The 22,590-nt window shown below is 68.2% G+C and carries 20 protein-coding genes and 1 riboswitch; of the genes, 9 read left to right on the top strand and 11 right to left on the bottom strand.

The window, feature by feature from the left end; all coding sequences use genetic code 11:
• The first annotated feature begins 97 nt into the window (after window positions 1-97).
• The 3 genes from BT98_RS26570 to BT98_RS27210 are packed head-to-tail and all read left to right on the top strand — an operon-like array spanning window position 98 to window position 3,118.
• Complete coding sequence (locus BT98_RS26570; protein ID WP_081798566.1) at window positions 98-2,152, top strand: AAA family ATPase; 2,055 nt, start codon at window positions 98-100, stop codon at window positions 2,150-2,152.
• A 7-nt stretch (window positions 2,153-2,159) separates the two neighbouring features.
• Window positions 2,160-2,447 carry a hypothetical protein gene (locus tag BT98_RS27215; RefSeq protein WP_147292486.1) on the top strand — a complete coding sequence of 96 codons (288 nt, stop codon included), beginning with the start codon at window positions 2,160-2,162 and terminating at the stop codon, window positions 2,445-2,447.
• Between the two features lie 17 nt (window positions 2,448-2,464).
• Window positions 2,465-3,118, top strand: a complete 654-nt coding sequence (locus BT98_RS27210; RefSeq protein WP_147292485.1) for a coiled-coil domain-containing protein — start codon at window positions 2,465-2,467, stop codon at window positions 3,116-3,118.
• A gap of 66 nt (window positions 3,119-3,184) precedes the next feature.
• Here the strand turns inward: BT98_RS27210 and BT98_RS23950 are convergent, their stop codons facing one another.
• The 4 genes from BT98_RS23950 to BT98_RS0110025 form a co-directional block, all read right to left on the bottom strand.
• The gene (locus BT98_RS23950) at window positions 3,185-4,474 is read right to left on the bottom strand and encodes a tyrosine-type recombinase/integrase (RefSeq protein ID WP_037250403.1); all 1,290 of its coding nucleotides are present in this window, start codon (window positions 4,472-4,474) and stop codon (window positions 3,185-3,187) included.
• Window positions 4,475-4,914: 440 nt separating this feature from the next.
• Window positions 4,915-6,078 carry a 5-methyltetrahydropteroyltriglutamate--homocysteine S-methyltransferase gene (locus BT98_RS0110035; RefSeq protein ID WP_019460136.1) on the bottom strand — a complete coding sequence of 388 codons (1,164 nt, stop codon included), beginning with the start codon at window positions 6,076-6,078 and terminating at the stop codon, window positions 4,915-4,917.
• A gap of 115 nt (window positions 6,079-6,193) precedes the next feature.
• A riboswitch (cobalamin riboswitch) is annotated at window positions 6,194-6,373 on the bottom strand.
• 129 nt (window positions 6,374-6,502) lie between these two features.
• Entirely contained in the window at window positions 6,503-7,033 is a 531-nt protein-coding gene (locus BT98_RS0110030; RefSeq protein WP_019460137.1) for a carboxymuconolactone decarboxylase family protein, read from the bottom strand.
• 210 nt (window positions 7,034-7,243) lie between these two features.
• A complete protein-coding gene (locus BT98_RS0110025; protein ID WP_019460138.1) occupies window positions 7,244-7,798 on the bottom strand; it encodes a peroxiredoxin in 555 nt (184 codons plus the stop codon).
• 172 nt (window positions 7,799-7,970) lie between these two features.
• On the opposite strand from BT98_RS0110025, the gene BT98_RS0110020 reads away from it, so the two are divergent.
• Entirely contained in the window at window positions 7,971-8,939 is a 969-nt protein-coding gene (locus tag BT98_RS0110020) for a LysR substrate-binding domain-containing protein (protein ID WP_019460139.1), read from the top strand.
• Here BT98_RS0110020 and BT98_RS0110015 read toward each other — a convergent pair.
• Both BT98_RS0110015 and BT98_RS23945 read right to left on the bottom strand, forming a co-directional pair.
• Window positions 8,887-9,561 carry a class I SAM-dependent DNA methyltransferase gene (locus BT98_RS0110015; RefSeq protein ID WP_115359352.1) on the bottom strand — a complete coding sequence of 225 codons (675 nt, stop codon included), beginning with the start codon at window positions 9,559-9,561 and terminating at the stop codon, window positions 8,887-8,889. The two genes, BT98_RS0110020 and BT98_RS0110015, sit on opposite strands and share 53 nt — an antisense overlap.
• A 198-nt stretch (window positions 9,562-9,759) precedes the next feature.
• Window positions 9,760-10,479 carry a DUF1028 domain-containing protein gene (locus tag BT98_RS23945; protein WP_019460141.1) on the bottom strand — a complete coding sequence of 240 codons (720 nt, stop codon included), beginning with the start codon at window positions 10,477-10,479 and terminating at the stop codon, window positions 9,760-9,762.
• A 369-nt stretch (window positions 10,480-10,848) separates the two neighbouring features.
• Between BT98_RS23945 and BT98_RS0110005 the strand changes: the two genes are divergently transcribed.
• From BT98_RS0110005 to BT98_RS0109995, 3 genes are all read left to right on the top strand, one after another.
• Window positions 10,849-11,028, top strand: coding sequence for a hypothetical protein (locus BT98_RS0110005; RefSeq protein ID WP_019460142.1), 180 nt, complete (start codon window positions 10,849-10,851; stop codon window positions 11,026-11,028).
• Window positions 11,029-11,227: 199 nt separating this feature from the next.
• On the top strand, window positions 11,228-12,742 hold the full coding sequence (locus BT98_RS23940; protein WP_019460143.1) for a L,D-transpeptidase family protein: 1,515 nt from the start codon (window positions 11,228-11,230) through the stop codon (window positions 12,740-12,742).
• Entirely contained in the window at window positions 12,739-13,335 is a 597-nt protein-coding gene (locus tag BT98_RS0109995) for a YcbK family protein (RefSeq protein WP_019460144.1), read from the top strand. The genes BT98_RS23940 and BT98_RS0109995 overlap by 4 nt, the downstream gene beginning before the upstream one ends.
• Window positions 13,336-13,858: 523 nt before the next feature.
• Here the strand turns inward: BT98_RS0109995 and BT98_RS0109990 are convergent.
• The 5 genes from BT98_RS0109990 to BT98_RS23930 form a co-directional block, all read right to left on the bottom strand.
• Window positions 13,859-14,392, bottom strand: coding sequence for a hypothetical protein (locus BT98_RS0109990; protein WP_139341753.1), 534 nt, complete (start codon window positions 14,390-14,392; stop codon window positions 13,859-13,861).
• Window positions 14,393-14,420: 28 nt separating this feature from the next.
• Entirely contained in the window at window positions 14,421-17,636 is a 3,216-nt protein-coding gene (locus tag BT98_RS0109985; protein WP_019460146.1) for an error-prone DNA polymerase, read from the bottom strand.
• A complete protein-coding gene (locus tag BT98_RS28030) occupies window positions 17,633-19,243 on the bottom strand; it encodes a Y-family DNA polymerase (protein WP_019460147.1) in 1,611 nt (536 codons plus the stop codon). The genes BT98_RS0109985 and BT98_RS28030 overlap by 4 nt, the downstream gene beginning before the upstream one ends.
• Window positions 19,210-19,956, bottom strand: a complete 747-nt coding sequence (locus BT98_RS23935) for an ImuA family protein (RefSeq protein ID WP_019460148.1) — start codon at window positions 19,954-19,956, stop codon at window positions 19,210-19,212. The genes BT98_RS28030 and BT98_RS23935 overlap by 34 nt, the downstream gene beginning before the upstream one ends.
• A 150-nt stretch (window positions 19,957-20,106) precedes the next feature.
• A complete protein-coding gene (locus BT98_RS23930) occupies window positions 20,107-20,376 on the bottom strand; it encodes a DUF1127 domain-containing protein (protein ID WP_019460149.1) in 270 nt (89 codons plus the stop codon).
• A 98-nt stretch (window positions 20,377-20,474) separates the two neighbouring features.
• Between BT98_RS23930 and BT98_RS0109965 the strand changes: the two genes are divergently transcribed.
• The gene (locus tag BT98_RS0109965) at window positions 20,475-21,365 is read left to right on the top strand and encodes a LysR substrate-binding domain-containing protein (RefSeq protein WP_037250426.1); all 891 of its coding nucleotides are present in this window, start codon (window positions 20,475-20,477) and stop codon (window positions 21,363-21,365) included.
• An 82-nt stretch (window positions 21,366-21,447) separates the two neighbouring features.
• A complete protein-coding gene (locus BT98_RS0109960) occupies window positions 21,448-22,050 on the top strand; it encodes a D-sedoheptulose-7-phosphate isomerase (protein ID WP_026033026.1) in 603 nt (200 codons plus the stop codon).
• Window positions 22,051-22,590 lie beyond the last annotated feature (540 nt).

Below are 22,590 nucleotides of genomic sequence, written 5' to 3'. Positions count from 1 at the left end.
GAATGGACGTTTGATCGTTGGATTTCGAATCTCATGTTCGAAACACGAGGCAAGTTAGATCGGCTTGATTATATGACTAGGAATTGGGAGCGTCCTAATGTCCGCAAGTGAAGTTCCGGCCTTTCTACAGACGCCGGCTAATAAGTTCGATATCGCTATTGCTCAATCAACCCTCGACTTCTTCGAACCGAATGCGAAGTGGAATCTTCGCACGTTCGATGATAACAAGTCGCGCAACAAAAAGAACCTCATTCGCACGAAGTCGAATGTGCGGCCTTCCGATTGTGAGCGCGAACTTGTCGGACTCAATAATAGCGGTGCGGGCATCTTCTTTGTGGTGAACGAAGGTGGCCACAAGGACGAAGATATTACCCGTATTCGGTCGGTGTTCATTGACATAGATCAGGTTGTTGAAAATGAGCAGAAGTTTTTCGAGTATTTTACTGATATCGAGAAGATCGGTGTTGTTCCCCATCTCATCGTTCGAAGTTCGCCGGGAAAATTCCACGTCTATTGGAAAGTCTCCGATCTTCCGGTTGCTGAGTTCAGTGCGATGCAACAGCGTCTTGTCGCGTATTTTGAAAGCGATAAGACAGTTATTAATCCAAGTCGTGTAATGAGGCTTCCGGGCTTCGCTTGGAATAAGAACACGCCAGGATTCTTTTCGGAAGTTGCGTTCAAGCGCGATGGCGAGCCATTCACGGCGGATCAGCTTCGCGCGGCTTTCCCGGAGCGGCAGCCCGTGGCTGTCGCCACGGGGGCGGGTTCCCTGCCCGAAGGGCAGGCTGCCGCCCCGGCGCCGGGCAATGTCCTGCCGTTCCCCGCTCCTGCGGCCAGCCCTAGCGGCGGCGTGGCGTTCAGGTTCGATGCGACGGCCTATGCCCCAGCAGGATCGGCGGGCAACAGCACGCGGCTAGCCGAGGCCGAAGCGGCGCTATGGGCCATCCCACCGACGAAGGGCGGCTTCTGGCGCCATGCCATGATCGCGCTCAAGGCTGAGGGTGAAAGCGGATGGCCGGTGTTTGATCGATGGAGCGCCGCCGCAAATGACGGTTCTTACGATCAGCGCAAGAATCGCGAGCTTTGGGATGCTGCCACCGCTGCCGATGGCGGTTTGAATTTGATCTTCACCGAAGCGCAGAAGCGCGGCTGGATCAACCCGAATAGCAATGCCGCGAAGCCTGTTCAGCAAGCGCCGCAATCGAACGCTTGGCAGCCGCCAAAGGCTGACAAGTTGAAGTTGGAGTTTAAAATGGCAAAGGATATTGAGGACAACAAAGAAGAATGGCTTATCGAGAAGGTTCTTGAAGTTGACTCTATAACGAGCGTTATCGCAGCTTCGCGCGTTGGTAAATCTTTCTATGCCCTCGCAATGGCATGTAGCGTTGCAACCGGGATAGATTTTCTTGGTGATAAAGTTATGCGCCGGTCGCCGGTGTTTTATCTTGCCGGTGAAGGGAAGGCGGGATTGGCAAAGCGGATTAGAGCTTGGGCGAACTATCATGATGTCTCGATGGATGACATTCCGCTATTCGTCGCGAACCGTCTCCCTGCCATGACCGAACAAAAGAATGTGGATGAGACCATTGAGGTTATTGAATCGCTAGTTGAAGCTCATGGTTTACCTTCGCTAATCGTGATTGATACCCTGGCAAGAGCATTTGGCGTGGGTGACGAGAATTCATCAAAAGACGTTGGTATTTTTACTAGCGGAATGGACAAAATCAAGGCCATCTTTCCCGGATGCTCTGTCTTGGTCCTACATCATACCGGGCATTTCAATAAAGACCGCGCTCGAGGAAGTTCGTCCATTGTGAGCAATTTTGATGGCGAGATTTTCCTCGATAGGGATATTGAAAAGACTAAGAAAATTGATTTAACCATCAAGAAGCTGAAAGATCAAGAAGGCGGGCGAAAGATGAAGCTTATTTTGAAGGAGCAAGAAATACCGGAGTGGAACAAAAAGTCGCTCGTAGTGGATTTGGATAGAGACATTGATCGCGAAACGCAAATCAATATGGCGGTATCATCTGGCCTTCCGCTTCGTCAGTGCGTCGAAAACCTAAAGCGGGATGGGATTAGCATTGGCATCAATACAATTATGGAGCGACGCAGGGAATATGAAGCGCAGCGGAACCTCAATGGAGTTTGAATGACAAATGCTCGAATATAAGTTGTTCCCGGCGGTTGGAACGATCATTGAGTGCGAAGAGAACTTATTCAAGTGCATTGAAGTGAATGAAGGAATTGTCGGTTGGAAAACTAATTGCGAATGCTGCGGATCGGCTTTCGTATTCAGTATGACCAACGGTAATTTTCGCCCGAAGAAGCTTTGCCAGAAGCATAACCGGGTTGAAGTGACTTCCAAGATGTTCCGCAATGCGCCGCTCAATCCGATTGTTGGACGGCAGGTTGTTGAGTTCCGTAACGGCAAGCGAATTGGTTAACAGGAAAGGATTTTAAAATGGCTGATACCATTGAACAGGCGAATGCTCGCATCGCTGAACTTGAGGCCGAAATTATCGCAGTTAAGGGCAACCGGGAAGCGATCCTTGCCGAGAAGCGGGAAGCTGTTGAAGCTTTGAAGACCGCGAAGGCCGAGTTGGAGACTGCCAAGACCGAAGGCGCGGCGACACTTGCCGAGATGCAGGGCAAGCTTGAAGAGGCAAATAAGCAGATTGCGAATTACACGCTGAATTGGCCGGTTGAGAACTTCGTCAACGAAGTTGCCGTTGAAGCTGACACATTCAATATTTTGTTCGGCACGCTTTACGAATGGCGGTTGCACGAAGGCAAGCCCGCTGTATTCGTGAAGGGTTCGGAAGAGCCGGTTCGCGTTGCTGGCAAGGATGGCGAGCCAAGCGTGCTTGGTTGCGACAGCCATCATAGGCTCTATGACTTCCTTACCGCAGATCGCGCCGCACCGCATGAGAGTTCGCCGAAGGGACGACTTGTCGATATTTTCTATTGGTCTTTGAAAAATCCCAGCAAGGCTTCTGGAAGCGGGGCTTCCGGTGGCAGTTCCAACGGTGGGCGGCGAGCGAGCGAGGATCAGGGCCAGGGGCCTAGCCAGGGCGGCAGGGGGGCTACGCCCCCGGTGGCCTTCGGCCTCCGCTAAGCGGCGCCAGCGGCCAGCCTAGGGCCAGGATCAGGGCGGCAGGGGCAGAAGCCTTTGCCGCCCTTCTTATGCCGCCTCGCTGACTGCTTCCGGCTTCTTCTCGCTCATGAGTTCGAGCGTCTTGTTAGCCACGGCATCGGCAGCGGCGAGCAACACGGCATCTGACCGATGGATATAGCGGCGAGTGATACCGGCGCCGTTGCGATGGCCGATCAGTTCACCAATCGTGCTATCTGAGTAGCCAAGATCAGCCGCAAGGCTTGCGAAGCTATGCCGCAGAACATGCGCGGTAATGTCTTCCGGTAGGTTGCCAGCCTTCACGATGCGAGCGAGCGCCTTGGGGAAGCCCGTCATCGTGGCTTCTTCGCCTCCTTTGGCGGGCATGAAGACGATTTCGCGGCCCTCAATGCGAGGCTGTTCCGTAATGATCTTGCAAGCCGCTTCGGAGAGAGGCCGAACGCTGCGACCGGTCTTGCTATCCGTCAGCGTCGCGATCCGCTTCGCGATATCGACTTCACCCCATGTCAGTTTCAAAGCCTCGCCCATGCGCCAGCCTGTCAGGGCCAGGAAACGGGCGAGGGCGAGGGCAGGGGCCGGAACTGGCTTCTGATCCCCGCCCGGTAGGGCGGCTGCCGTCAGCCCATAGGCCAGGGCGGCATATTCCTTGTCCCCTAGCCGCCGCTGCCTCACGCCGTCAGCGGGCTTGCGGATGCCTTGGCATGGGTTGTCGGCTCGAATGCCCTCGGACACGGCCCAGGAGAAGATGCCGCCCAGGAAGCTCATGGTCCGCGCCGCAGCGCCATTGCCGCCCCTGATGTTCGATACGGCACGGGGCTTGTCCAGCTTGGTCCGCTTCTTGATCTTGCCTTCCATGATCGCCGTCATGAACTCGCGAATGTCCTTCTGAGTGACGGCATTCGCTTTCAAATGGCCGATCAGCGGAACGATGTTGGCATTGATCCGGCTATGGTCGCGGCTGAGTGTCGTGGCCTTCTTCGCTTGGCCTTGCCGATTCAGGATTAAGCCTTTCTCGGCAGCCTTCATGTAAGCTTCGCAAAGCTCGGCAACGCTCATGGAGCTACGCGCTTCCTGCTTCGCTTCGGCAGGGTCATTGCCCTTGGCGACTTCCGCTAGAAGCCGCTGCGCTTCCTTGCGTGCCTCTTCGGGCTTCCAGGGCGATTCGAAGCGGCCAATCGTGAAGCGGCGTTGGCGCCCGTCCTTGGTGCGGTAGAGCAGGACGAAGCTAACCGCGTCGCTTTGCTGGCGACGGATGCCGAAGCCCTTCACGACGCTATCCCAAAGCTCTTCGCCTTGGCCGAGAGAGCGGCACTCTTTCAGGGTGATCTTCGCGGCCATTCTCTCTTCAACCCTCGCGGTGAACTAGGTAACATCTAGGTAGCACAAGAGGGCAAAGAGTCGCAAACGCAATCAAGCCTAATAGGGTCTTTTAGCAAGTTAATTCAGACACTTGATGGGATAGATCAGGAGGTTTGGGAGGCTTTGGGGCGATAGGTTTCCCCCTGACACGGGGAAGGTCACAGGTTCAATCCCTGTCGCGCCCACCACGAACCTCCTGAAAACCTGTCGTTCCGGCGCAACGCGGCCATTCTGCCCGCGCCATCGCCGCTCCCCATGTCCGGAAGGCATGGGGCCACGAAAGGCCGCGCGCCAGCCACACCTGCTCCCGCGCTTGCCGCGGGGCTGGCATGGCCAGCGGTGCCCCCGCCGTTACCCTTCCGGCCATGCCTCCGGGAAAGCGGGGCGGACGCGCCGCCCCGATCCCGGTGATCCCGGCCTCAGCGCCCCCAGATCTCCTCGGCCAGTTCGGCGCAGAGCCGCAGCTTGGCCCATTGCTGCTCCTCGGAGAGCTTGTTCCCCTCCTGGGTGCTGGCGAAGCCACATTGCGGGCTGATGGCGAGCTGTTCCAGCGGCAGGAACTTCGCCGCCTCGTCGATGCGGCGCTTCAGCTCGTCCTTGCTTTCCAGCGTGCCGTTTTTGCTGGTGACGATGCCCAGCACGACGACCTTCTTTCCGCGCGGCACGAAGCGCAGCGGCTCGAAGCCGCCCGAGCGCTCGTCGTCGAACTCCATGAAGTAGGCGTCGATGTCGATGGCGTTGAACAGCACCTCGGCCACCGGCTCGTAGCCGCCGGAGGCGACGAAGGTGGATTGGAAATTCCCCCGGCAGAGATGCATGCTCATCGCCATGCCGGGCGGCCGCGCCCGGGTCGCGCGATTGATCATGCCGGCATAGATGTCGAGCAGCCCCTCCACATGCTCGCCGCGCCGCTTCAGCCCTTCGATCTGCTCCGGATCGCAGAGATAGGCGATGTTGACCTCGTCGAGCTGGAGATAGCGGCAGCCGGCGGCATGGAAGGCCTTCACCGCATCCTCGTAGGTCCGCCCGAGATCGTCGAAGAACCCGTCCATGTCCGGATAGACGTCGCGTGCGATCGCCTCCCGCCCGCCGCGGAAATGCACCACGCTGGGGGAGGGGATGGTCTGCTTGGCGATGGCGTGGCAGGTGCAGCCGGCGGTGAAGCGGAAATCCTCGATCATGCTGGGCTTCCAGCCGATCCGCCCGTTCACCCGCAGCTTGTGGCCGAGCGTCGCGCCCTTGAACTGGACCTTGTCCTCGGGCTCGTAGATCTCGATCCCGTCCAGCCCGCCCAGGAAGTCGTAATGCCAGTAGGCACGGCGGTACTCGCCATCCGTGGCGGCACGCAGGCCGACCGATTCCTGCTTCGCCACCACCCGGGCGATCTGCTCGTCCTCCACCTGGCGCAGCGCCTCGGCGGAGAGCTTCCCTTCGGCGCGGGCCTGGCGGGCCTCACGCAGCGCGGCGGGGCGCAGCAGGCTGCCGACATGGTCGGCGCGGAAGGAAGGAAAGGCGGGCGGCTGGCAGGGCTTGCCATCGGCCCCCGTGCGGGTGGCCTCGCGGGCGGCTGTGCTGGCGGACATGGGGTTTTCTCCTGACGTCTTCTGTCATCGCGGCCCGGTCTCCCGGCCCCGCATCCCGTCTCCGGGCGGGCCTTCGTCCCTTCTTTCCCGCCGGAACACCCCGTCCGGCGTGGCCGCGCTGACGTCAACGATGGCAGGTCTCCTGGCTCGCGCGTCATCACCATCCGCCGCCTTCCCGGGGGCGAACCCGGTGGCCCTTGGCGGTGGCTCGGCGCTGACAGTTGCGGGGGCAGCCATGGCTTCGCACCATGTTCCCGTTTTAATCCGCGAGGGAACCATCGCCCTCCGGTGTAGGGGAGGCACGGCCTTCCCGGAAGGGGTGGCAGGCCACGCGGGCGCCGGAACGGAAAAGGGCCGGTGCCCTTGTCCGGCACCGGCCCTTCCCGATCCTTGGCCATCCACCCCCGGGGGGCGGGGAGGGGCCTCAGCCCGCCAGCGCGGCCTCGCCGTCCAGCACCGCCGCCACGGCATGCACCACCGAGGCGATGCGCACGGCAGCCTGCACCTGCTCCTGCGTCATCCCATGCTGGCGCACCACCTTCTCGTGGCTCTCCATGCACATGCCGCAGCCGTTGATGGCGGAAACGGCGAGCGACCAGAGCTCGAAATCCACCTTCTCCACGCCCGGCCGCGCCATGACGTTCATGCGCAGCTTGGCCGGCATGGTGGCGTAGTCGCCATGCACCAGATGCGTGAAGCGGTAATAGACGTTGTTCATGCCCATGATCGCCGCCGACGCCTTGGCCGCGTTCAGCGCCTCGGCCGAGAGCTTCGGGCCGAACTCGGCGACGATGTTCTTCGTCACCACGATATTGCGCGAGGCAAGCGCGCTGGCGATGAAGGTGCCGGCCAGCTGCTGCTCCGTCAGGAGCGTCTCGGCGGCGAGCGAGCCGAGGTTCAGCTTCAGGTCCTTGGCGTATTCGGGCAGCATGTTGCGCAGGGCGTCGAGCGACATCCTGTGAACTCCTCTCCGGTTGTGTTCGGTGGGCGGAACCGGCCCTCGGGGGCGCCCATGCGCCCGGTGCCCGCGGCTTTCGCGGAACGGTTCCTCCCGGGCCAGGGGAAGGGCCAGGGGAACGGGACGAGGGAACGGGGCGGCCGGCTCGGCACACCGTCCCCGGGGGCGCGAAACCCCCGGAGCGCGGTCAATCCGTGGAAGCTGGCCTCAGGCGGCCGGCTTCAGGACCTCTTCGCCCTGCTTCCAGTTGCAGGGGCACAGCTCGTCCGTCTGCAGCGCATCGAGGACGCGCAGCACTTCCTGCGGGTTGCGGCCGACGTTCAGGTCGTTGACGGAGGCGAAGCGGATGATCCCCTCCGGGTCCACGATGAAGGTCGCGCGCAGCGCCACGCCGGCGTTCTTGTCGAGGATGCCGCAGGCCGTGGACAGCTCGCGCTTGATGTCGGCGAGCATGGCGAAGGGCAGGTCCTTCAGGTCGGCATGGTGCGTGCGCCAGTTCATGTGCACGAACTCGCTGTCGATCGACACGCCATAGACGACGGCGTCACGGTCGCTGAAATCCGTGTTCAGCTTGCCGAAGGCCACGATCTCGGTCGGGCAGACGAAGGTGAAGTCCTTCGGCCAGAAGAAGACGATCTTCCACTTGCCGGCATCCGAGGCGTCGGAGACCTCGGTGAAGGCGGTGTTCATGTTCAGCCCCTCGGGGCCACCCTTCACGGCGGTGAGCTGGAAGGACGGGAACTTGTCGCCGACGGTCAGCATGCAGTGATCCTCTTCCCAAAAGAATTCGGTCGCTTCCGGACGGCGCCGCGATGGTGACCCCCGGGCCCGTCCGGCCGGAGGCTGATTCCCGCCCCCGCGCCGTGGCCGGGTATGACGCAGGTGCAGCACGGGTTCAAATGAATAGTTTTCGTCCTTATGATCGGCTGCACCGATGACCGCCTATCCCAGCCCGCAACAGCTCCGCTACCTCGTCGCCCTGGCGGATCACGGCCATTTCGGCCGGGCCGCCACCGCCTGCGCCGTCAGCCAGTCCACCCTTTCGGCCGGGATCATCGCCCTGGAGCGGCAGCTCGCCACGGCGATCCTGGACCGTGGCCCCTCCAAGCGGCCCGCCTTCACCCAGGTGGGACTCGAGATCGTGCAGCGGGCGCGCGACGCGCTCGCCACGCTCTCGGCGGTGGCGGAAACGGCGGCCACGGCGCATGACCCGCTGAGCGGCCCGCTGCGCTTCGGGCTGATCCCCACCGTGGGCCCCTTCCTGCTGCCACGCCTGATGCCCGCCCTGCGCGGCGCCTTCCCGCGCCTGCGGCTCTGGCTGAGGGAGGACCTGACGCAGAACCTGGTGGCCGACCTGGAGGGCGGCCGACTCGACCTGCTGCTCCTGGCACTGCCCGTGGCCTCGGCCGACCGGCTGGACGTGATGCCGCTGGCGGAGGACCCGTTCCTGGCGGCCCTGCCGCCCGGGCACCGGCTGGCCGCGCGCAACATCCTGCCGGCCTCGGCCCTGTCCGGCGAGCGGCTGCTGCTGCTGGAGGACGGCCACTGCCTGCGGGAACACGCCCTGGCCGCCTGCAACCTGCCGGGGCCGACCGGCGGCGACAGCTTCGCCGCCACCACGCTGCACACGCTGGTGCAGATGGTGGCCGGCGGCCTCGGCGTCACGCTGCTCCCCCGGCTGGCGGTGGAGGGGGGCGTGCTGGCCGGGGCGAATGTGGAGCTGCGCCCGGTGGAGGACACGCCCGGCCGGATGCTGGGCCTCGCTTGGCGGGCCCGCTCCCCGCGCGCCAGCGAGTTCAAGGACCTGGCCGCCACGATCCGGGACATGCTGGAGGCGGGCGCCAGAGGGGTCAGCGGCCCAGGCGGAACTCCACCAGCAGCGGGTGGTCCGGCCCCCGCTTGAGCACCCGCTCCGGCAACGCGCCGCCGAAGTCGCGCGGCCGCCATTCCCGGCAGGCGAGGAGGCGTAGCTCCAGCGCCGCGAAGCCGTTGAGGTAGTCGGCGAAGCCATGCGCCACCGTCGGCATGCGGATCTCCCGCCCGCCGGCCTGGAAATGCGCCCCCGTCCCGCCGAGCGACAGGAAAGGGTGGATCTCGACGATCCGGACCTCCCCCCGCGGGCGCAGCAGGCGGCGCGCCTCCCGCAAGGGCGGCAGCAGGTCGGCCATGTGTTCCAGCGAAAGGCAGAACAGGGCCAGATCCGCCGAGGCATCCGGCAGCGCCACCGGCTGGCTCATGTCATGGCGCAGCAGGTGGAAATCCGGGCCGCGCCGCCGCGCCTGGTCCAGCATCCCGGCGGACAGGTCGAGTCCGGTGAGGCTCGCCGCGCCCCCGGCCCGCAGCCGGGCGAGGTTGCGTCCGGTGCCGCAACCGAATTCCACCACGTCGCGGCCCCGGACCTCCCCGGCCAGCCCCTCCACGATCCGGCTCGCCCCGAAGACCATCGGGTTGTCCTGCGTGTCATAGGTGCCGGCCCAGAGGTCATAGGCCTCGGCCACCGGAAGAAAGGAGGAATGTTCCGTCATCTGCATCGCCCCGAAGGAAAAGGCAGGCGCATCCCGGGGGCTGTCGGCGCGCCGGGCCTGCGCGGTGCCTCATGGCGGGGAGCCGCCCCGTCCCGGGGCAAGTAGTTTTCCGGGCCGGCACCCGTTCAGCTCCGCCAGAGCGGAGGCGAATCTAGAGCCGGAAGCGGCCTCGGGCAACGTCCGGTTCGCGCCGGCGGCTCAGCGCGGAAAGCGCAGGTCCAGCCCGCGTTCGATCCACCGGGCCTCGATCGTGTCGAGATCGGTCAGGCCGGCGGGGTCGGCCCTGCGCGGCGCCTCGGCGAGGCCGGGCTCGCGCTGGCGCTCCCAGAGGCCGAGCAGCCGCCGCAGCTCCGGCAGCGGCTCCACATGATCGTCCACCCGCAGGTCCAGGTCAGGAAAATCCTCGGTGGACACCATCACCAGGGCGGCGGACTGGCGGCCGCGCCGGTCGCCGCCCGCCGCCTCCCCTGCCATCAGGGCCTGCACCAGCCGGCGGGGCAGGGACAGGCCGCCATGCACGGCGAAGGCGGCCTCGGTATCCTGCAGCACGGCCGGCCCCGACAGCATGTTGCCGGCGAAGGAGACATGGGGCGCCCCGCTATGCCCCGCCCAGGCGACGCAGTGCCGCCCGGTCCAGGCGGCCACGCGCCCCTGGCGGTCCACCGCATGGACCTGGCGCAGCTCGCGCCCATCATCGCCGGCCAGCGCCTGTTCGATGGCGGCGGCCGGATGCAGCCCGGCCCCGATCCCGTCCAGCACGGCGGGGCCGAGATAGCGGTTGGTGAAGGATTGCGTGGGCACCGCCCCGACCCCCGCCCGCACGAAGGGGCAGGAGGCCCCCACGGCGAGATTGCAGGTGGTCACGGCGACGGCGAAGGTCTCGCGATGCGGGTCGTGCGCGACGATGGACCAGGTCACGGCGCAATCTCGCTCCCTGCGAAGGGAGGAATCCTTCCGCAGCACAGCGAAATCTATTCCGCCCGCTCCCATGGGCGCCAGCGCCGCCGGGGATCGGGCATGGGAAATTTTCCGGCGCGCGAGGCGAGCGCGAGGTAAGTTTCCCCTCCAGATTGCATTAACCTATTCAACCCGTATCAATAATTTAGCTATCCGCCCGATAGATAATGATCGAGCGAAAAACCTGTGCCAAAATCCCCCGCCGGCTCGCTCAGAGTGAGGATCGGGCCAGATCGGGGGATCAGGACGGTGAGCGACACGCTCTCACACAAAGACGGCCTACCATCGCCCGGCCGGCCTGACCTGGATGCCTCCGGTACTCCCGTTGGGATGACGGGGGCCGAAGCCACGGCCCGGCCAGCCGATCCGCTGACGCCGCGGCCTTCCTATCACCCGGAGGAAGGGGCGCCGGACCCGCGCAGCGAATGGTTCGGCATCGCCCGGGCCCTGCTTTACGCCCTGCTGGTGACGGCCTTCCTGACCTGGCTGATCTTCCTCTGGGTCGGCTGACCCCGGATCGGCCGCCCCCGGGCCGCCGCGGAACGGCCCGCCCGATGCGAGGCGGCCGCTAGGGCGACCGGCAGCACGCGATGCGGCGGGGCGGGAGGACACCCGGCCGTCCTTGCCCATGTTGCGTCATGTTTCCGCTACGCCGCCGCGGAAGTCTGCGGCTTGGCAGCCCTGGCCCGGCCCGGCTATCCCGTCACCCATGCGCCGACGCGATTTCTCCCTGGCTCTCATGGGCAGTGCCATGCCGTTGCTGGCCCCTGGGGGAAAGCCGGGCGGATATCCGGCCGCGGCCGCCACGGCCCATGCCCAGCCCGCCGCGCTGCAACGCCTGGCGGAGCGCCTGCACCGGCTGGAGGAGGACGGGCTCAGCCCCGCCGACTACGCCATTCCCGCCGAGGCCGCCGTCGCCGCCGATCCCGCCGCCCATGCGGCAGGGCTCATGCGGGCCGCCTCGGCGGCACTGTCCGACCTGCTGCTGGGCGGTCTGCGCCTGCCCGCCAACCGCCCCGACATCCTGCGCGACCCCGCCGCCATCCCGATGCCGCGCTGGCAGCTCGACCTGCTGGGCGCCGCCGACCCGGCCTCGGTGATCGACCGGGCGGCCCTCGCGCCCCCCGATGCCGCGCTCCTGAAGGCGGAGCTCGCCAAGGCACGCGCCATCGTCGCGGCGGGCGGCTGGCCCCGCGTCCCGGGCGGCGGCACGCTCGACCCCGGCGCCAGCGACGCGCAGCGCGTGCCGGTCCTGCGCGCGCGGCTCGCCGTGGTGGACCCGGCGCTGGCCGCGGCGCCGGTGGAAGGAACGGGCGAGACCTATGACGGGGCGCTGGCCGCCGCCCTGCGCCGCTGGCAGGAGGAACAGGGGCTGGAGGCCGATGGCCGCCTCGGCCCGATCACCCTGGCGCAGCTCAACCGCCCGGCCTCGCAGCGGGTGGACCAGCTCCGCGTCGCGCTGGACATGCGCCGCGCCACGCCGCGCCCGCCCGCAGGCCGCCGGATCGAGGTGAACATCCCCGATTTCCGGCTTTTCGCGCTGGAGGGGAGCCGCACCCTGCTGCGCATGAACGTGGTGGTCGGCCGTCCCGACCGCGCCACGCCGCTGCTGCGGGTCGCGATGACCACGGTGCAGTTCAACCCGCCCTGGGGCGTGCCCGCCCGCAACGCGCGCGAGGACCTGCTGCCGAAGTTCCGGCGCGACCCGAGGGCGATGGTGGCCAAGGGCTTCCGCCTCTTCGCCACGATCGACGGGGAGCGCGTGGAGGTCGATCCGACCACGGTGGACTGGGCCCGGATACGGCCCGACAACTTTCCCTATGCGGTGCGCCAGGATGCCGGGGATTCCAGCGCGCTCGGACGGCTGAAGTTCATCATGCCCAACAACGAAGACATCTACCTGCACGACACGCCGGACCGCTGGGCCTTCAACCGGCCCGACCGCGCCTTCTCGTCCGGCTGTATCCGACTGGAGCGACCCATGGAACTTCTCGACCTTGCCATGGATGGCATGGGCTGGGACCGGGAGCGCATGCAGCGCACCTTCGACACCCGGCAGACGATCAACGTGCCGCTGAAGCGGCCGATCCCGGTGCGGCTGATCTACAGCACCGCCGTGGTGGAGGAGGGGCGCCTGCGCCTGCGGCCCGACATCTACGGCCTCGACGCCGCCTATGCGCGGGAGATGGACCGCAGCGCCCCGCGCGTGGCGGCCGCCCGATGAGCCACCGTTCCCGCCTCGACTGCCCCTGCTGCGCGGACGCGGCCCGCAGCCCCGCCTTCCGCCGGCGGGAGGTGATCCGCGCCGCCCTGGGCGGCCTCGCCTGCGCCGCCGCCGCCACCCCCGTGCTGGCCGATTCCGGCCCCCCGCGCGTGCTGCGCATCCAGCGCGCCTATGCCGAAACGGACGACCAGTTCGAGGGCGTGTACTGGGAGAACGGCCGCTACGTCCGCACCGCGCTGCAGAAGCTGGACTACGTGCTGCGCGACCTGCCGACCGAGGAGGTGACGCCGATGGACCCGCGCCTCTTCGACGTGCTGCACGCCGTGGCGCAGCAGATGGATTCCGGCGAGCCCTTCCAGGTGATCAGCGGCTACCGCGCGCCGGAGCGCAACGCCAACCTGGCGCGGCAGTCGCGGCGCGTGTCCACCGCCTCGCTGCACATGTCCGGCATGGCGGCGGATGTGCGCCTGCCGGACCGCGATTCCTATGCCATGGCGCGGCTCGCGGCGGAGATGCAGATGGGCGGCGTCGGCCTGTACCGCCGCGACGGCTTCGTGCACCTGGATTGCGGCCAGCCCCGCCGCTGGGGCTGAGACGAAGGGCACACTGGCCACCCCCGGGGGAGAGGCCTCGCCTCTCGTCCCAGAACCCCCTCTCCGCCAGGACTCTTCGAGCCCTGGCCTCCGGGAGCCGGCGCCGGTCTCCCCCGGCCCGCGGGTTCCATCCCGCGGAACTGGCGGAAACAGCGGGCACCAGGGAAGAAGACAGAGACCCTGTCCGCGCTTGTGGCACCCGCGGTCGCCGGAAAGCGAGGCTCTCCGGCGCGAACTCCCTTGCTTGCCCGCCGATCACAGTCTATAGGAATAAAATCAACAGACCATCCCCGTTCCACTGCCGCCATGCGAGCCACGGCGCCGCTCACCCCTGGCGCGGTTCTCAGGCAAGATCTGCCTGCCCCGTAGGGCGGAGTCTGCATCCGGCTGGGCGGATAAAAGACTAAAAGCCTAAAACTGCTAAAGCCCTAAAGTGACACGCACGGAGGTTCTGTCCAACCCTGGGCAGCCAGGCCGGACCCCCGCGCGTCCAGGCGCGATCCGCCCGTGGGGTGCGCCCGCCTCAGCCCATCCGGCCGCGCCCGGCATGGCCCGCCGTCGCGCGCCGCATCGGATGCGTCAGGCGCAGCCCGGCATGGCGCAGGGTCTGTCCGAGCGCCACGGCGGCGGCCAGGGCCGCGCCGGCCCGGGGCGTCGGCGCCAGCCGCAGGAAGATCGCCAGCGCCTCCCGCCGCGAGCCGCGCTGCGCCAGGGCAAGGGCCAGCAGCAGCGTTGCCTCGCCCGGCAGGACCCGGGGGCTGAGCAGGCAGCCCATCCCGCACGGGGCGCCGAGCTGTCGCAGCGCCTTGTCCAGATCGTCCCTGGCTTCGCCGATCCCCAGCGTCGCCAGCGGCGCCTGCATCGCCATGGCCGGGGAGCCGCCCTTCCGGGCCGCCTCCGACCAGCGCCGTATGGCCTCCAGCAGCACCGCCTCCGGTTCCGGCAATTCCTCCGGCGTGATTCCGAGCCAGGGCCAGCTGGGCAGTCCTTGAGTCGCCATCTCGGCCTCCTGCGCGTCGCGAAAGGACAGCTTGGGGCAGATGAGAACCGATCTCAAACAGCTTTCGGGGTTCGCGCCCGGTTTTTCAGTGGAAATCCCGCGATCGGCCCAACCGGGGAATGGCCCGGGGGATGGAAGACCGTGGCGAACCGCCCCGCCCGATCTCATCCGCCCGGGCAAGCTGGGTCTCCGCCGGAAAGGCGCCACCGGGCAGGTCGAGCCGGTGCAGGCCGTCCAGAATCGCCGAATGGTCCTCCAGCCGCCGCGCGATCAGGTGCAGGATCGGCACGGCGCCGCTGTCCTCGCGCTCCAGCCGCCCTTCCGCCACCAGCAGCCGCGCGCCCAGCACGGCGGGCCGGTGCGCCGCCACCACATCCGGATAGAGCACGAGGTTGGCGGTGCCATGCTCGTCCTCCACGGTGAAGAAGACCACGCCCTTCGAGGAGCCGGGACGCTGCCGCACCAGCACCAGCCCGGGCAGGCGGATGCGGGCGCCGCGTGGGGCATGGAGCAGGCTGCGCGTGTTCACCGGGCCGAGCCAGGGGCGCAGCAGGGCCAGCGGATGCGCGCGCAGGCTGAGCCCGGTGGCGCCCCAGTCCAGCGCCAGCCTCTCGCCATCGGTGAGCGGCGGCAGGGTGGGGGCGGCCTCGGCCGCGGCGGCGAAGAGCGGCAGCTCGTCCGGCGGCGGGGCGGGCTCGGCCGCCCTGGCGGCCCAGAGCGCGGCGCGGCTGTCCAGGCCCAGGCTCCGGAAGGCATCCGCCCGGGCCAGCGCCGCCACGGAATCGCGCGGCAGGGCGGCGCGGCGCACGGCATCGCCCATGTCGCGGAAGGGGCGCGTGGCCAGCAGCCGCCCGGCGGCCTCCGCGTTCAGCCCCTGCACCAGGCGGAGCCCCAGCCGCAGCGCAAGGCCGCCGGCGCTGCCGGGATCGGGCTCCAGCGCGCAATCCCAGCCGCTGTGATGCACATCCACCGGCCGCACGCGCACGCCATGCTCCCGCGCATCGCGGACAAGCTGCGCCGGGGCGTAGAAGCCCATGGGCTGGCTGTTCAGCAGGGAACAGGCGAAGGCCGCCGGATGGTGCCGCTTGATCCAGGCGGAGGTATAGACGAGCTGGGCGAAGGAGGCGGCATGGCTTTCCGGAAAGCCATAGGAGCCGAAACCCTCGATCTGCCGGAAGCAGCGCTCGGCGAAATCACGCTCGTAGCCACGCGCAACCATGCCCTCGGTGAACTCGGCGCGGAACTGCTCCACCTGTCCCTGGCCCTTGAAGGTGCCCATGGCGCGGCGGAGCTGGTCGGCCCTGGCCTCGCTGAACCCGGCGGCGGTGATGGCGAGCTGCATCGCCTGTTCCTGGAAAAGCGGCACGCCGAGGGTCTTGTGCAGGACGCCCCTCAGCTCCTCGGAGGGATAGGTCACGTTCTGCGGGTTGGCGCGGCGGTGCAGATAGGGATGCACCATGTCGCCCTGGATCGGGCCGGGCCGCACGATCGCCACCTCGATCACCAGGTCGTAGAACTCCCTGGGGCGCAGGCGCGGCAGCATGTTCATCTGCGCCCGGCTTTCCACCTGGAAGACGCCGACGGAATCCGCCCGGGACAGCATCGCATAGGTCTCGGCGCAGTCCTGCGGCACGTGTTTCAGGTCCAGCCTCGGCCCGCCGCCCGCCTCGATCAGCGCGAAGGCGCGGCGCAGGCAGGACAGCATCCCCAGGCCCAGCACATCCACCTTCAGGATGCGCAGCACCTCGATGTCGTCCTTGTCCCATTCCAGCGTGGTGCGCCCCTCCATGGCGGCGCGCGTCACCACGGCGAGCTCGGTCAGCGGCCCCTTCGTGATGACGAAGCCGCCGACATGGGTGGAGAGATGCCGCGGGAAGCCGACCAGCTCCCCGGCCAGTTGCAGCGCCCAGGCCAGGCGGCGGTCGGCCTCCGGCTCCAGCCCCTGCTCGCGCGCGATCTCGGCGAAGCTCGCCTGTTCCAACCCCCAGGCCCCCTTCGCCAGCCGCGCGGTGATGTCCTCGCTGAGCCCCATCGCCTTGCCCGCCTCGCGGATCGCGCCGCGCGCGCGGAAGCGGCTGAGCGTGGCGGCGATGGCGGCGCGGTCGCGGCCATAGCGGTCGTAGATGTGCTGGATCACCTCCTCGCGCCGCTCATGCTCGAAATCCACGTCGATATCGGGCGGCTCGTCGCGGGCCTCGGACAGGAAGCGTGCGAAGAGCAGGTCGTGCTTGTCCGGCGGCACGGCGGTGATGCCCAGCACGTAGCAAACGGCGGAATTCGCCGCCGAGCCGCGTCCCTGGCAGAGGATGCCCCGCCCGTTGGCGAAGCGGACGATCTCGTCCACGGTAAGGAAATAAGGGGCGTAGTCCTTGGCCGCGATCAGCCGCATCTCGGCCTCGATCTGCCGCGCCACCTTCTGCGGCACGCCTCCCGGCCAGTGCGTGCGGCAGGCTTCGGCGACGCGCCGCTCCAGCGTCTGCTGCGCGGTGAGGCCAGGCTCCAGGATCTCCTCGGGATATTCGTAGCGCAGTTCGCGCAGCGAGAAGCGGCAGGCATCGAGCACGCGGGCGGTGTTCGCCACCGCCTCCGGCCAGCGGCCGAAGAGGCGCCGCATCTCGGCCGGCGGCTTCAGATGCGCCTCGGCATTGGCCAGGGCGTGCTCGCCGAGCCGGTCCACCGTCACGCCAAGGCGGATCGCGGTCAGCAGGTCGGCGAGCGGCCGGCGCCCCGGCCGGTGGAAGCGTACCCCGCCCGCCGCCAGCAGCGGCTGCCCCATTGCCGCCAATGCGTCGAGCCGCTTCGCGTCATCGCCGCCATGGCGGTGGATGGCGGCGCAGAAGAGCGGCATGGCGAGGCGCCGCAGGGCGCGCGCGTCCTGCCTCAGGCGCCCGGCGAAAGCCGCATCGGGCTGGTCGGGCGGGATCAGCGCCATGACCCAGCCCTCGGCGGATTCGATCATCTCCTGGCGGGACAGGTGGCACTCGCCCTTGGGCGCGCGCATCCGCCCATGGCTCAGCAGCGTGGCGAGGCGGCCATAGCCGGCGCGGTCCGTGGGCCAGACGAGATACTCGGTGCCGTCCGGCAGGCAGAGGCGGCAACCGGGCACGAAGCGGAGCCGGATCTTCTCGTGCTCCGCGGCCGCCAGGCCGCGCACGAGGCCGGCCAGGGAATTGCGGTCGGCGATGCCGAAGGCGGCATGGCCCAGGGCCTTGGCGGTGAGGGCCAGCTCGTGCGGGTGGGAGGCGCCCTCCAGGAAGGTGAAGTTCGAGAGGGCACCCAGCTCGGCATAGGCTTCGGTCACGCGAAATAGCCGTGCAGGAACCAGCGCGCCGGGGCGTCCGGCGCATCCAGCCCGGCGCGGCAGACCCAGAGCCGGTCGCCCATCTCCGTTTCCAGCCGGTAGTAGTCGCGCAGGGCCCGGGCCGGGTCGTCCCGCCACCATTCCGGCAGGAGGCGTTCCGGCCCCTCGGCCCGGCGGATGCGGAGCTGGCGTCCGTGTAGGGTCAGCCGGGCGGGTGCGCCGTCCGGCAGGGCGGCCACGGCGCTCACCGGCTCGGGGCGGGGAAGGAGACGCACCGGGCGCGGGCGGTCCCGCCAGGCGCGTGGCTGCTCCGGTACGAGCGGGGTGAGCGGCGGCACGCGGCGCATGGCGCGTTCCGGCAGATGCGAGGCCTGGGGCTCCAGCCGCCAGACCGGCAGGCGCGTTTCCAGCCGGTCGAGGAGCTGCGCCAGGAGAAGCTGGTGCCGCGCCGAATCGGCCTGGCTGCCGGCGAAGCCCTGTTGCGCCGGTGCCAGCGGATCGGTGCGGCCGGCCAGCAGGGCGATCCGGTCGAAGCCGAAGCCCGGCGCCAGCTCCTCCAGCCGGTCGCGGAACAGTCGGGCGAGATGCGCCGGGTCGCGCATCGGCAGGCCGGTACCGACCGCGATCTCCTGCACGCCGTTTTCAGTCCACTGGGCATCGGCGCGATGGGCGCGCAGCAGCAGGTGCCGGGCACCGAGCCCGGCCTCGTCCAGCTTCCGGCAGAGCGCGTCGAGCAGCCCGGCGAAGACGGCGTCGATGGCGGCGCGGGTCACGATGGGCTCCGGCAGGTCTCGCGCCACGCCGAGGTCGGGTGGCGGGCGGACCGGGCGGATCGGGCGGCGGGCGCGGCCCGCGACGCCATCCAGCAGCGCGGTCAGCGCCGGCCCGAAGCGGCGGGCGAGGGGGATGCGCGGCTGGGCCAGGACCTCGCCCACCCGCCAAAGGCCGAGGCGGCGCAGTTCCGTGGCCACCGCTTCCGCGACCGGCAGGGCGGTGAGGGGGAGGGAAGCGGTGGCCTGCCGTTCCCCGCCAGGGGGCACGATGGCGGGGACCCCGGCCCGGGCCAGGGCCAGGGCAGCCTCCGGCGTGCCGGCCACGGCACCGGTGGCGGCGAAGCCCAGCCGGGCGAGGCGCGAGACGGCCTCGTCGCGCAGCCCGGCCTCGCCGCCTGTTCCAGTGCAGCCGGCGATATCGAGGATCAGCGAGTCCGGTTCCTCCGCCGCCGCGAGCGGGGTGAAGCGGAGCGCCCAGAGCGCCAGCCGTTCCAGCATCGCGGGAACGGCACCGGGCGATTCAGCTTCCAGCCGCAGGCCGGGATGCAGGGCCCGTGCATCCGCCAGGGGCTGGCCGGGATACAGGCCCAGCGCCTCGGCCGGAACGCTGGCGGCGATCACGAGGCGGCGCGGCCCGCGCTGGCCCCAGAGGACGACGGGTTCCTCCACTCGCAGCAGATCGGTGGGGAGCCGCGGCAGGTGCAGGGCCAGGAAGCGGCGCTCCCTGGGGCAGGGCGGTTCCCGGCCCCGCGTTTCCGGCGGATCGGCGGAAGGCGGAGGCGGTGCCGCGGCGGCCGGGTTCAGGCGAGGCGGGCGGCAGGCACGTCGTCGCATGCCGCATCCTCCCCGGCGGGGTTCTCGGGGATCAGAGTCTCGCTGGCCGGGCGCCAGGCGACATCCCACCGTGCGGGACGGGCGCTGCGGGCGCGCAACAGTTCCAGGCGCCATTGCGGGTCGCCCAGGTCGTGGCGCGACAGGCCGGTCCCGGCCCGGCCGGACACGCGCCAGCGGGTGAGGGCCACGCCGGCTCCCGCTTCCTCCGTGTCCTCGCGCAGCAGCAGGCCGATGCCGCCGCCAGTCTCGGCCGCGAGCTGCAGGCGGCGGGCGGCGGTGTCGTCCGGCCGATAGCCGGCGAGCAGCACGCCGCCGACGGCCAGGCAGCGCAGGGCTTCCTCGGCGGCCCAGAACGCATCCACCGCCCGCTGTGCCCGCACCAGGATCAGTCGTGCATGAGGCAGGCCGAAGCGGGACAGGCCGGGCGGCCAGGCATCGGGGGAGGGAGCGATCCAGAACACCGTGCCACCGCTGCGCGCCAGCAGCAGGGCGGCGAAGCCGGTGGCGGCACCCGAACTGCTCTGCAGGATCTCGTGCAGCGCGGCGCGGGGCAGGCCGGCGCCGCCGGGCAGGGAGGCATCGATCGCCGGGGTCAGGGGAATGGCATCGCCATTACCGCGATCACGCTGCCGGGCCAGGGCCTCGGCCGCCCCCGCGCGCTCCATGCGCGACACGCGGGCACGCAGGGCGGCGAGGAGGGCGGGCCTGTCCATTGGGGGGCTCATGGACAAGGAGAACCGACTCCGGGGTTGCTTGTTCCCTTTATGTTCGCCCAGGCGGCAGATTCGGGTCAAGCATGACGGAGTCGGGAGCAGATGCCGGAGGAGGGGGCGATCCCGCTCCGGAACGGGATCGCCGGAGGATCAGCCGCGACGGCGCTGCTCCAGATCCCAGGCCGGGCGCGCCGCCTCGGTCAGTGCCTCGCTACGGCTGATGCCGATGTCGGAGAGCATGCGATCATCCATCTCGGCCAGTTGGCGGCGGCTCTCGATGGCGTGATGGACGCGGGCCAGGACGTCCAGGAATTGCCGGATGACACCCGGACGCGCCCCTGGTTGCGCAAAGCCCCGGCCGCGGGCGGCGGCCGTGCAGGCACCGGTGGCGAAGCTGTTGCGAGCGAGGTGGGCGGACATGGGAGTCGTTCCTGTTGTTGGACGACCCCTCTATGTTCCATCCACGCGGTTGAAGGAAACGAGTTGTTTTGACGATCGGCATCAAGGATATTGATGCCATGTTCGGCCTTCCACCTGGGATCGACCCCGACCTGCTGCGCTCCTTCGTGCTGGTGGCCGAAGGCGGCAGCGTCACCCGTGCCGCCCAGTCCGTGGGCCGCACGCAATCCGCCGTCTCCATGCAGATGCGCCGGCTGGAGGAGCTGTTGGGCCAGCCCCTCCTGGCGCGTGGGCCACGCGGCTTCCTGCCGACACAGCACGGCGCCTGGCTGCTGGACCGGGCGCGGCGGCTGCTGGAGCTGAACGACGAGATCGTGGCGGGCTTCCGCACGCCCGAACTGGCCGGGCGGGTGCGGCTGGGCACGCCCGACGACTACGCCCTGATCTGGCTGCCTGAGATCTTGTCGCGCTTCGCCCAGTCGCATCCGGCGGTGGAGATCGAGTTGGTCTGCCTGCCCAGCACCGGCCTGCTGCGCTGCTTCGATGCGGGGGAGCTGGACCTGACGCTCTTCTCCGCCGGCAACGAGGCGCCGGGCGTGCTTTCCGAACGCCTCTGGCGCGGGCCGCTGCACTGGGTGAGCGCCACGGATCAGCCGGTGCACCTTCGCCGGCCCCTGCCGGTGGCGCTGTGCATGGAGGACTGTCCCTGGAGCCGGGCCGCGATCAAGGCACTGAACGATTCGGGGCTGCCCTGGCGTGTGGCCTATCACTCGGCCTCGCAGACCGGCACGCATGCCATCGCCCTCGCGGGCCTCGCGGTGACCATGGGGCTGACGGGGATGCTGCCCGCCGGGCTGCGCGTACTGGGCGAGGAGGATGGGATGCCGCGCCTGCCGGATTTCGAGGTGGCGATGCGGGTGCACCACAATGTGCCACTAGCGGCGCGGCTGGGGCGACACATCTCGGACAGCTTCCGGATGCAGTTGCAGAGCCTGCCCAGCGCCGCCTGAGCGGGATGTTGCGGCGGCTCCGGGCCGGGCCCATAGAGCGCGCCCCGGGATGTGCCATCAGGATGGTGAAGGTGCGGTCAAGGTGAGCGACAGGCAGGCGCGGGAAGCGGCACGCTTCACCGGGATCATGGAGGATGGCGCCCTGCTGCGCCGCCGCGTGGCGGTGGAGATGCGGGACAGCGTACTGGCGGTGGTGGACCGCTGCGAGGCGGCCATGCGGGATGGAGGGAAGCTGTTCTTCTGCGGCAATGGCGGCTCGTCGGCAGATGCGCAGCATCTGGCCTGCGAATGGACGGTGAGGCTGCGTGGCGCTGTCGCCAGGCCCTCCTGGCCGGCGGTCGCCCTGGCGGCGGATTCCGTGACGATGAGTGCCAGTGGCAATGACTTCGGCTTCGCGGAGGTCTTCGCCCGCCCCTTGTCCGGACTGGGGCGTCGGGGGGACGTGCTGTTCGGCCTTACCACCAGCGGCCGGAGCCCGAATGTGGTGCGGGCACTGGAAGTGGGGCGGGAGATGGGGCTGGCCACCGTGGGCCTGCTAGGCGGCGAAGGAGAGCCGGCGAGGGGCTTCTGCGACCACGTCCTGCTGGTTCCCTCGGCGGAAACGGCACGGGTGCAGGAGCTCCATATCACGCTGGGCCACGCCATCCTGGAGCTGCTGGAGGACCGCCTGACGGGCCGGAGATAGGCCAGCCGGAAAAACTGCGGAGAGGGGTATTTACAGGCCTGGAAGCCCCCCATATAAGGCGGCCCACGGACGGCGCGGTTGGTCCTGAGGGGCTGACGGGGCGCTGGGCTGTGATCCCCTGAGGGGTGTTGTTGATTTGTGCTGGATGGCTTTTCCGGGAGGGAGGGCGATCTGGGTGGATTGACGGCGCTGTGAGGCGGGAATTGTTCCTTGAAGGTGTGAATAGGGGTTTTACTGTAGGAAGCCTGGATGTTTTGCTTGAGTGATTTGGCACGAGGTTGCTGGATGACTTGAGTGGGACCGTGGCTGATCTGGCGGTGGACTGGCGGGCCTTGAGAGGCTGGGGGCTGGTGCGTGCTTGAACTGGGGCGGAGGCGTCTGGGCTGTTGTGCCTGGGTGCCGAGGTGCTGGGGAGGGATGCGTGGCTGGCGTCCTGGCGGAGCGGGGAGTGTTGGTTTGCGGCGGGTTGGCTGCTGGTGGACCTGGGGACAGGGCGACATCTGGGTGATGTGAGAGAGTGAGCGGGGGCCGAGGAAGGGT

This window comes from Roseomonas mucosa ATCC BAA-692 (assembly GCF_000622225.1).
Classification (GTDB): domain Bacteria; phylum Pseudomonadota; class Alphaproteobacteria; order Acetobacterales; family Acetobacteraceae; genus Roseomonas; species Roseomonas mucosa.
Note: the sequence above shows the minus strand (reverse complement) of the source record. Positions and strands in the feature narration are given on the sequence as shown.

Bases quoted from the DNA above. Each gene is read 5' to 3' on its own strand.
- BT98_RS0110030 (WP_019460137.1), bottom strand. From the start codon at position 7,033: ATGTCGCTCGACGCCCTGCGCAACATGCTGCCCGAATACGCCAAGGAC.
- BT98_RS0109965 (WP_037250426.1), top strand. From the start codon at position 20,475: ATGTTCGGCCTTCCACCTGGGATCGACCCCGACCTGCTGCGCTCCTTC.
- BT98_RS23930 (WP_019460149.1), bottom strand. From the start codon at position 20,376: ATGTCCGCCCACCTCGCTCGCAACAGCTTCGCCACCGGTGCCTGCACG.
- BT98_RS23935 (WP_019460148.1), bottom strand. From the start codon at position 19,956: ATGGACAGGCCCGCCCTCCTCGCCGCCCTGCGTGCCCGCGTGTCGCGC.
- BT98_RS28030 (WP_019460147.1), bottom strand. From the start codon at position 19,243: ATGCGACGACGTGCCTGCCGCCCGCCTCGCCTGAACCCGGCCGCCGCG.
- BT98_RS27210 (WP_147292485.1), top strand. From the start codon at position 2,465: ATGGCTGATACCATTGAACAGGCGAATGCTCGCATCGCTGAACTTGAG.
- BT98_RS27215 (WP_147292486.1), top strand. From the start codon at position 2,160: ATGCTCGAATATAAGTTGTTCCCGGCGGTTGGAACGATCATTGAGTGC.
- BT98_RS0110020 (WP_019460139.1), top strand. From the start codon at position 7,971: ATGACCGCCTATCCCAGCCCGCAACAGCTCCGCTACCTCGTCGCCCTG.
- BT98_RS0110015 (WP_115359352.1), bottom strand. From the start codon at position 9,561: ATGACGGAACATTCCTCCTTTCTTCCGGTGGCCGAGGCCTATGACCTC.
- BT98_RS23940 (WP_019460143.1), top strand. From the start codon at position 11,228: ATGCGCCGACGCGATTTCTCCCTGGCTCTCATGGGCAGTGCCATGCCG.
- BT98_RS0110005 (WP_019460142.1), top strand. From the start codon at position 10,849: ATGACGGGGGCCGAAGCCACGGCCCGGCCAGCCGATCCGCTGACGCCG.
- BT98_RS0110025 (WP_019460138.1), bottom strand. From the start codon at position 7,798: ATGCTGACCGTCGGCGACAAGTTCCCGTCCTTCCAGCTCACCGCCGTG.
- BT98_RS0109995 (WP_019460144.1), top strand. From the start codon at position 12,739: ATGAGCCACCGTTCCCGCCTCGACTGCCCCTGCTGCGCGGACGCGGCC.
- BT98_RS23950 (WP_037250403.1), bottom strand. From the start codon at position 4,474: ATGGCCGCGAAGATCACCCTGAAAGAGTGCCGCTCTCTCGGCCAAGGC.
- BT98_RS26570 (WP_081798566.1), top strand. From the start codon at position 98: ATGTCCGCAAGTGAAGTTCCGGCCTTTCTACAGACGCCGGCTAATAAG.
- BT98_RS0110035 (WP_019460136.1), bottom strand. From the start codon at position 6,078: ATGTCCGCCAGCACAGCCGCCCGCGAGGCCACCCGCACGGGGGCCGAT.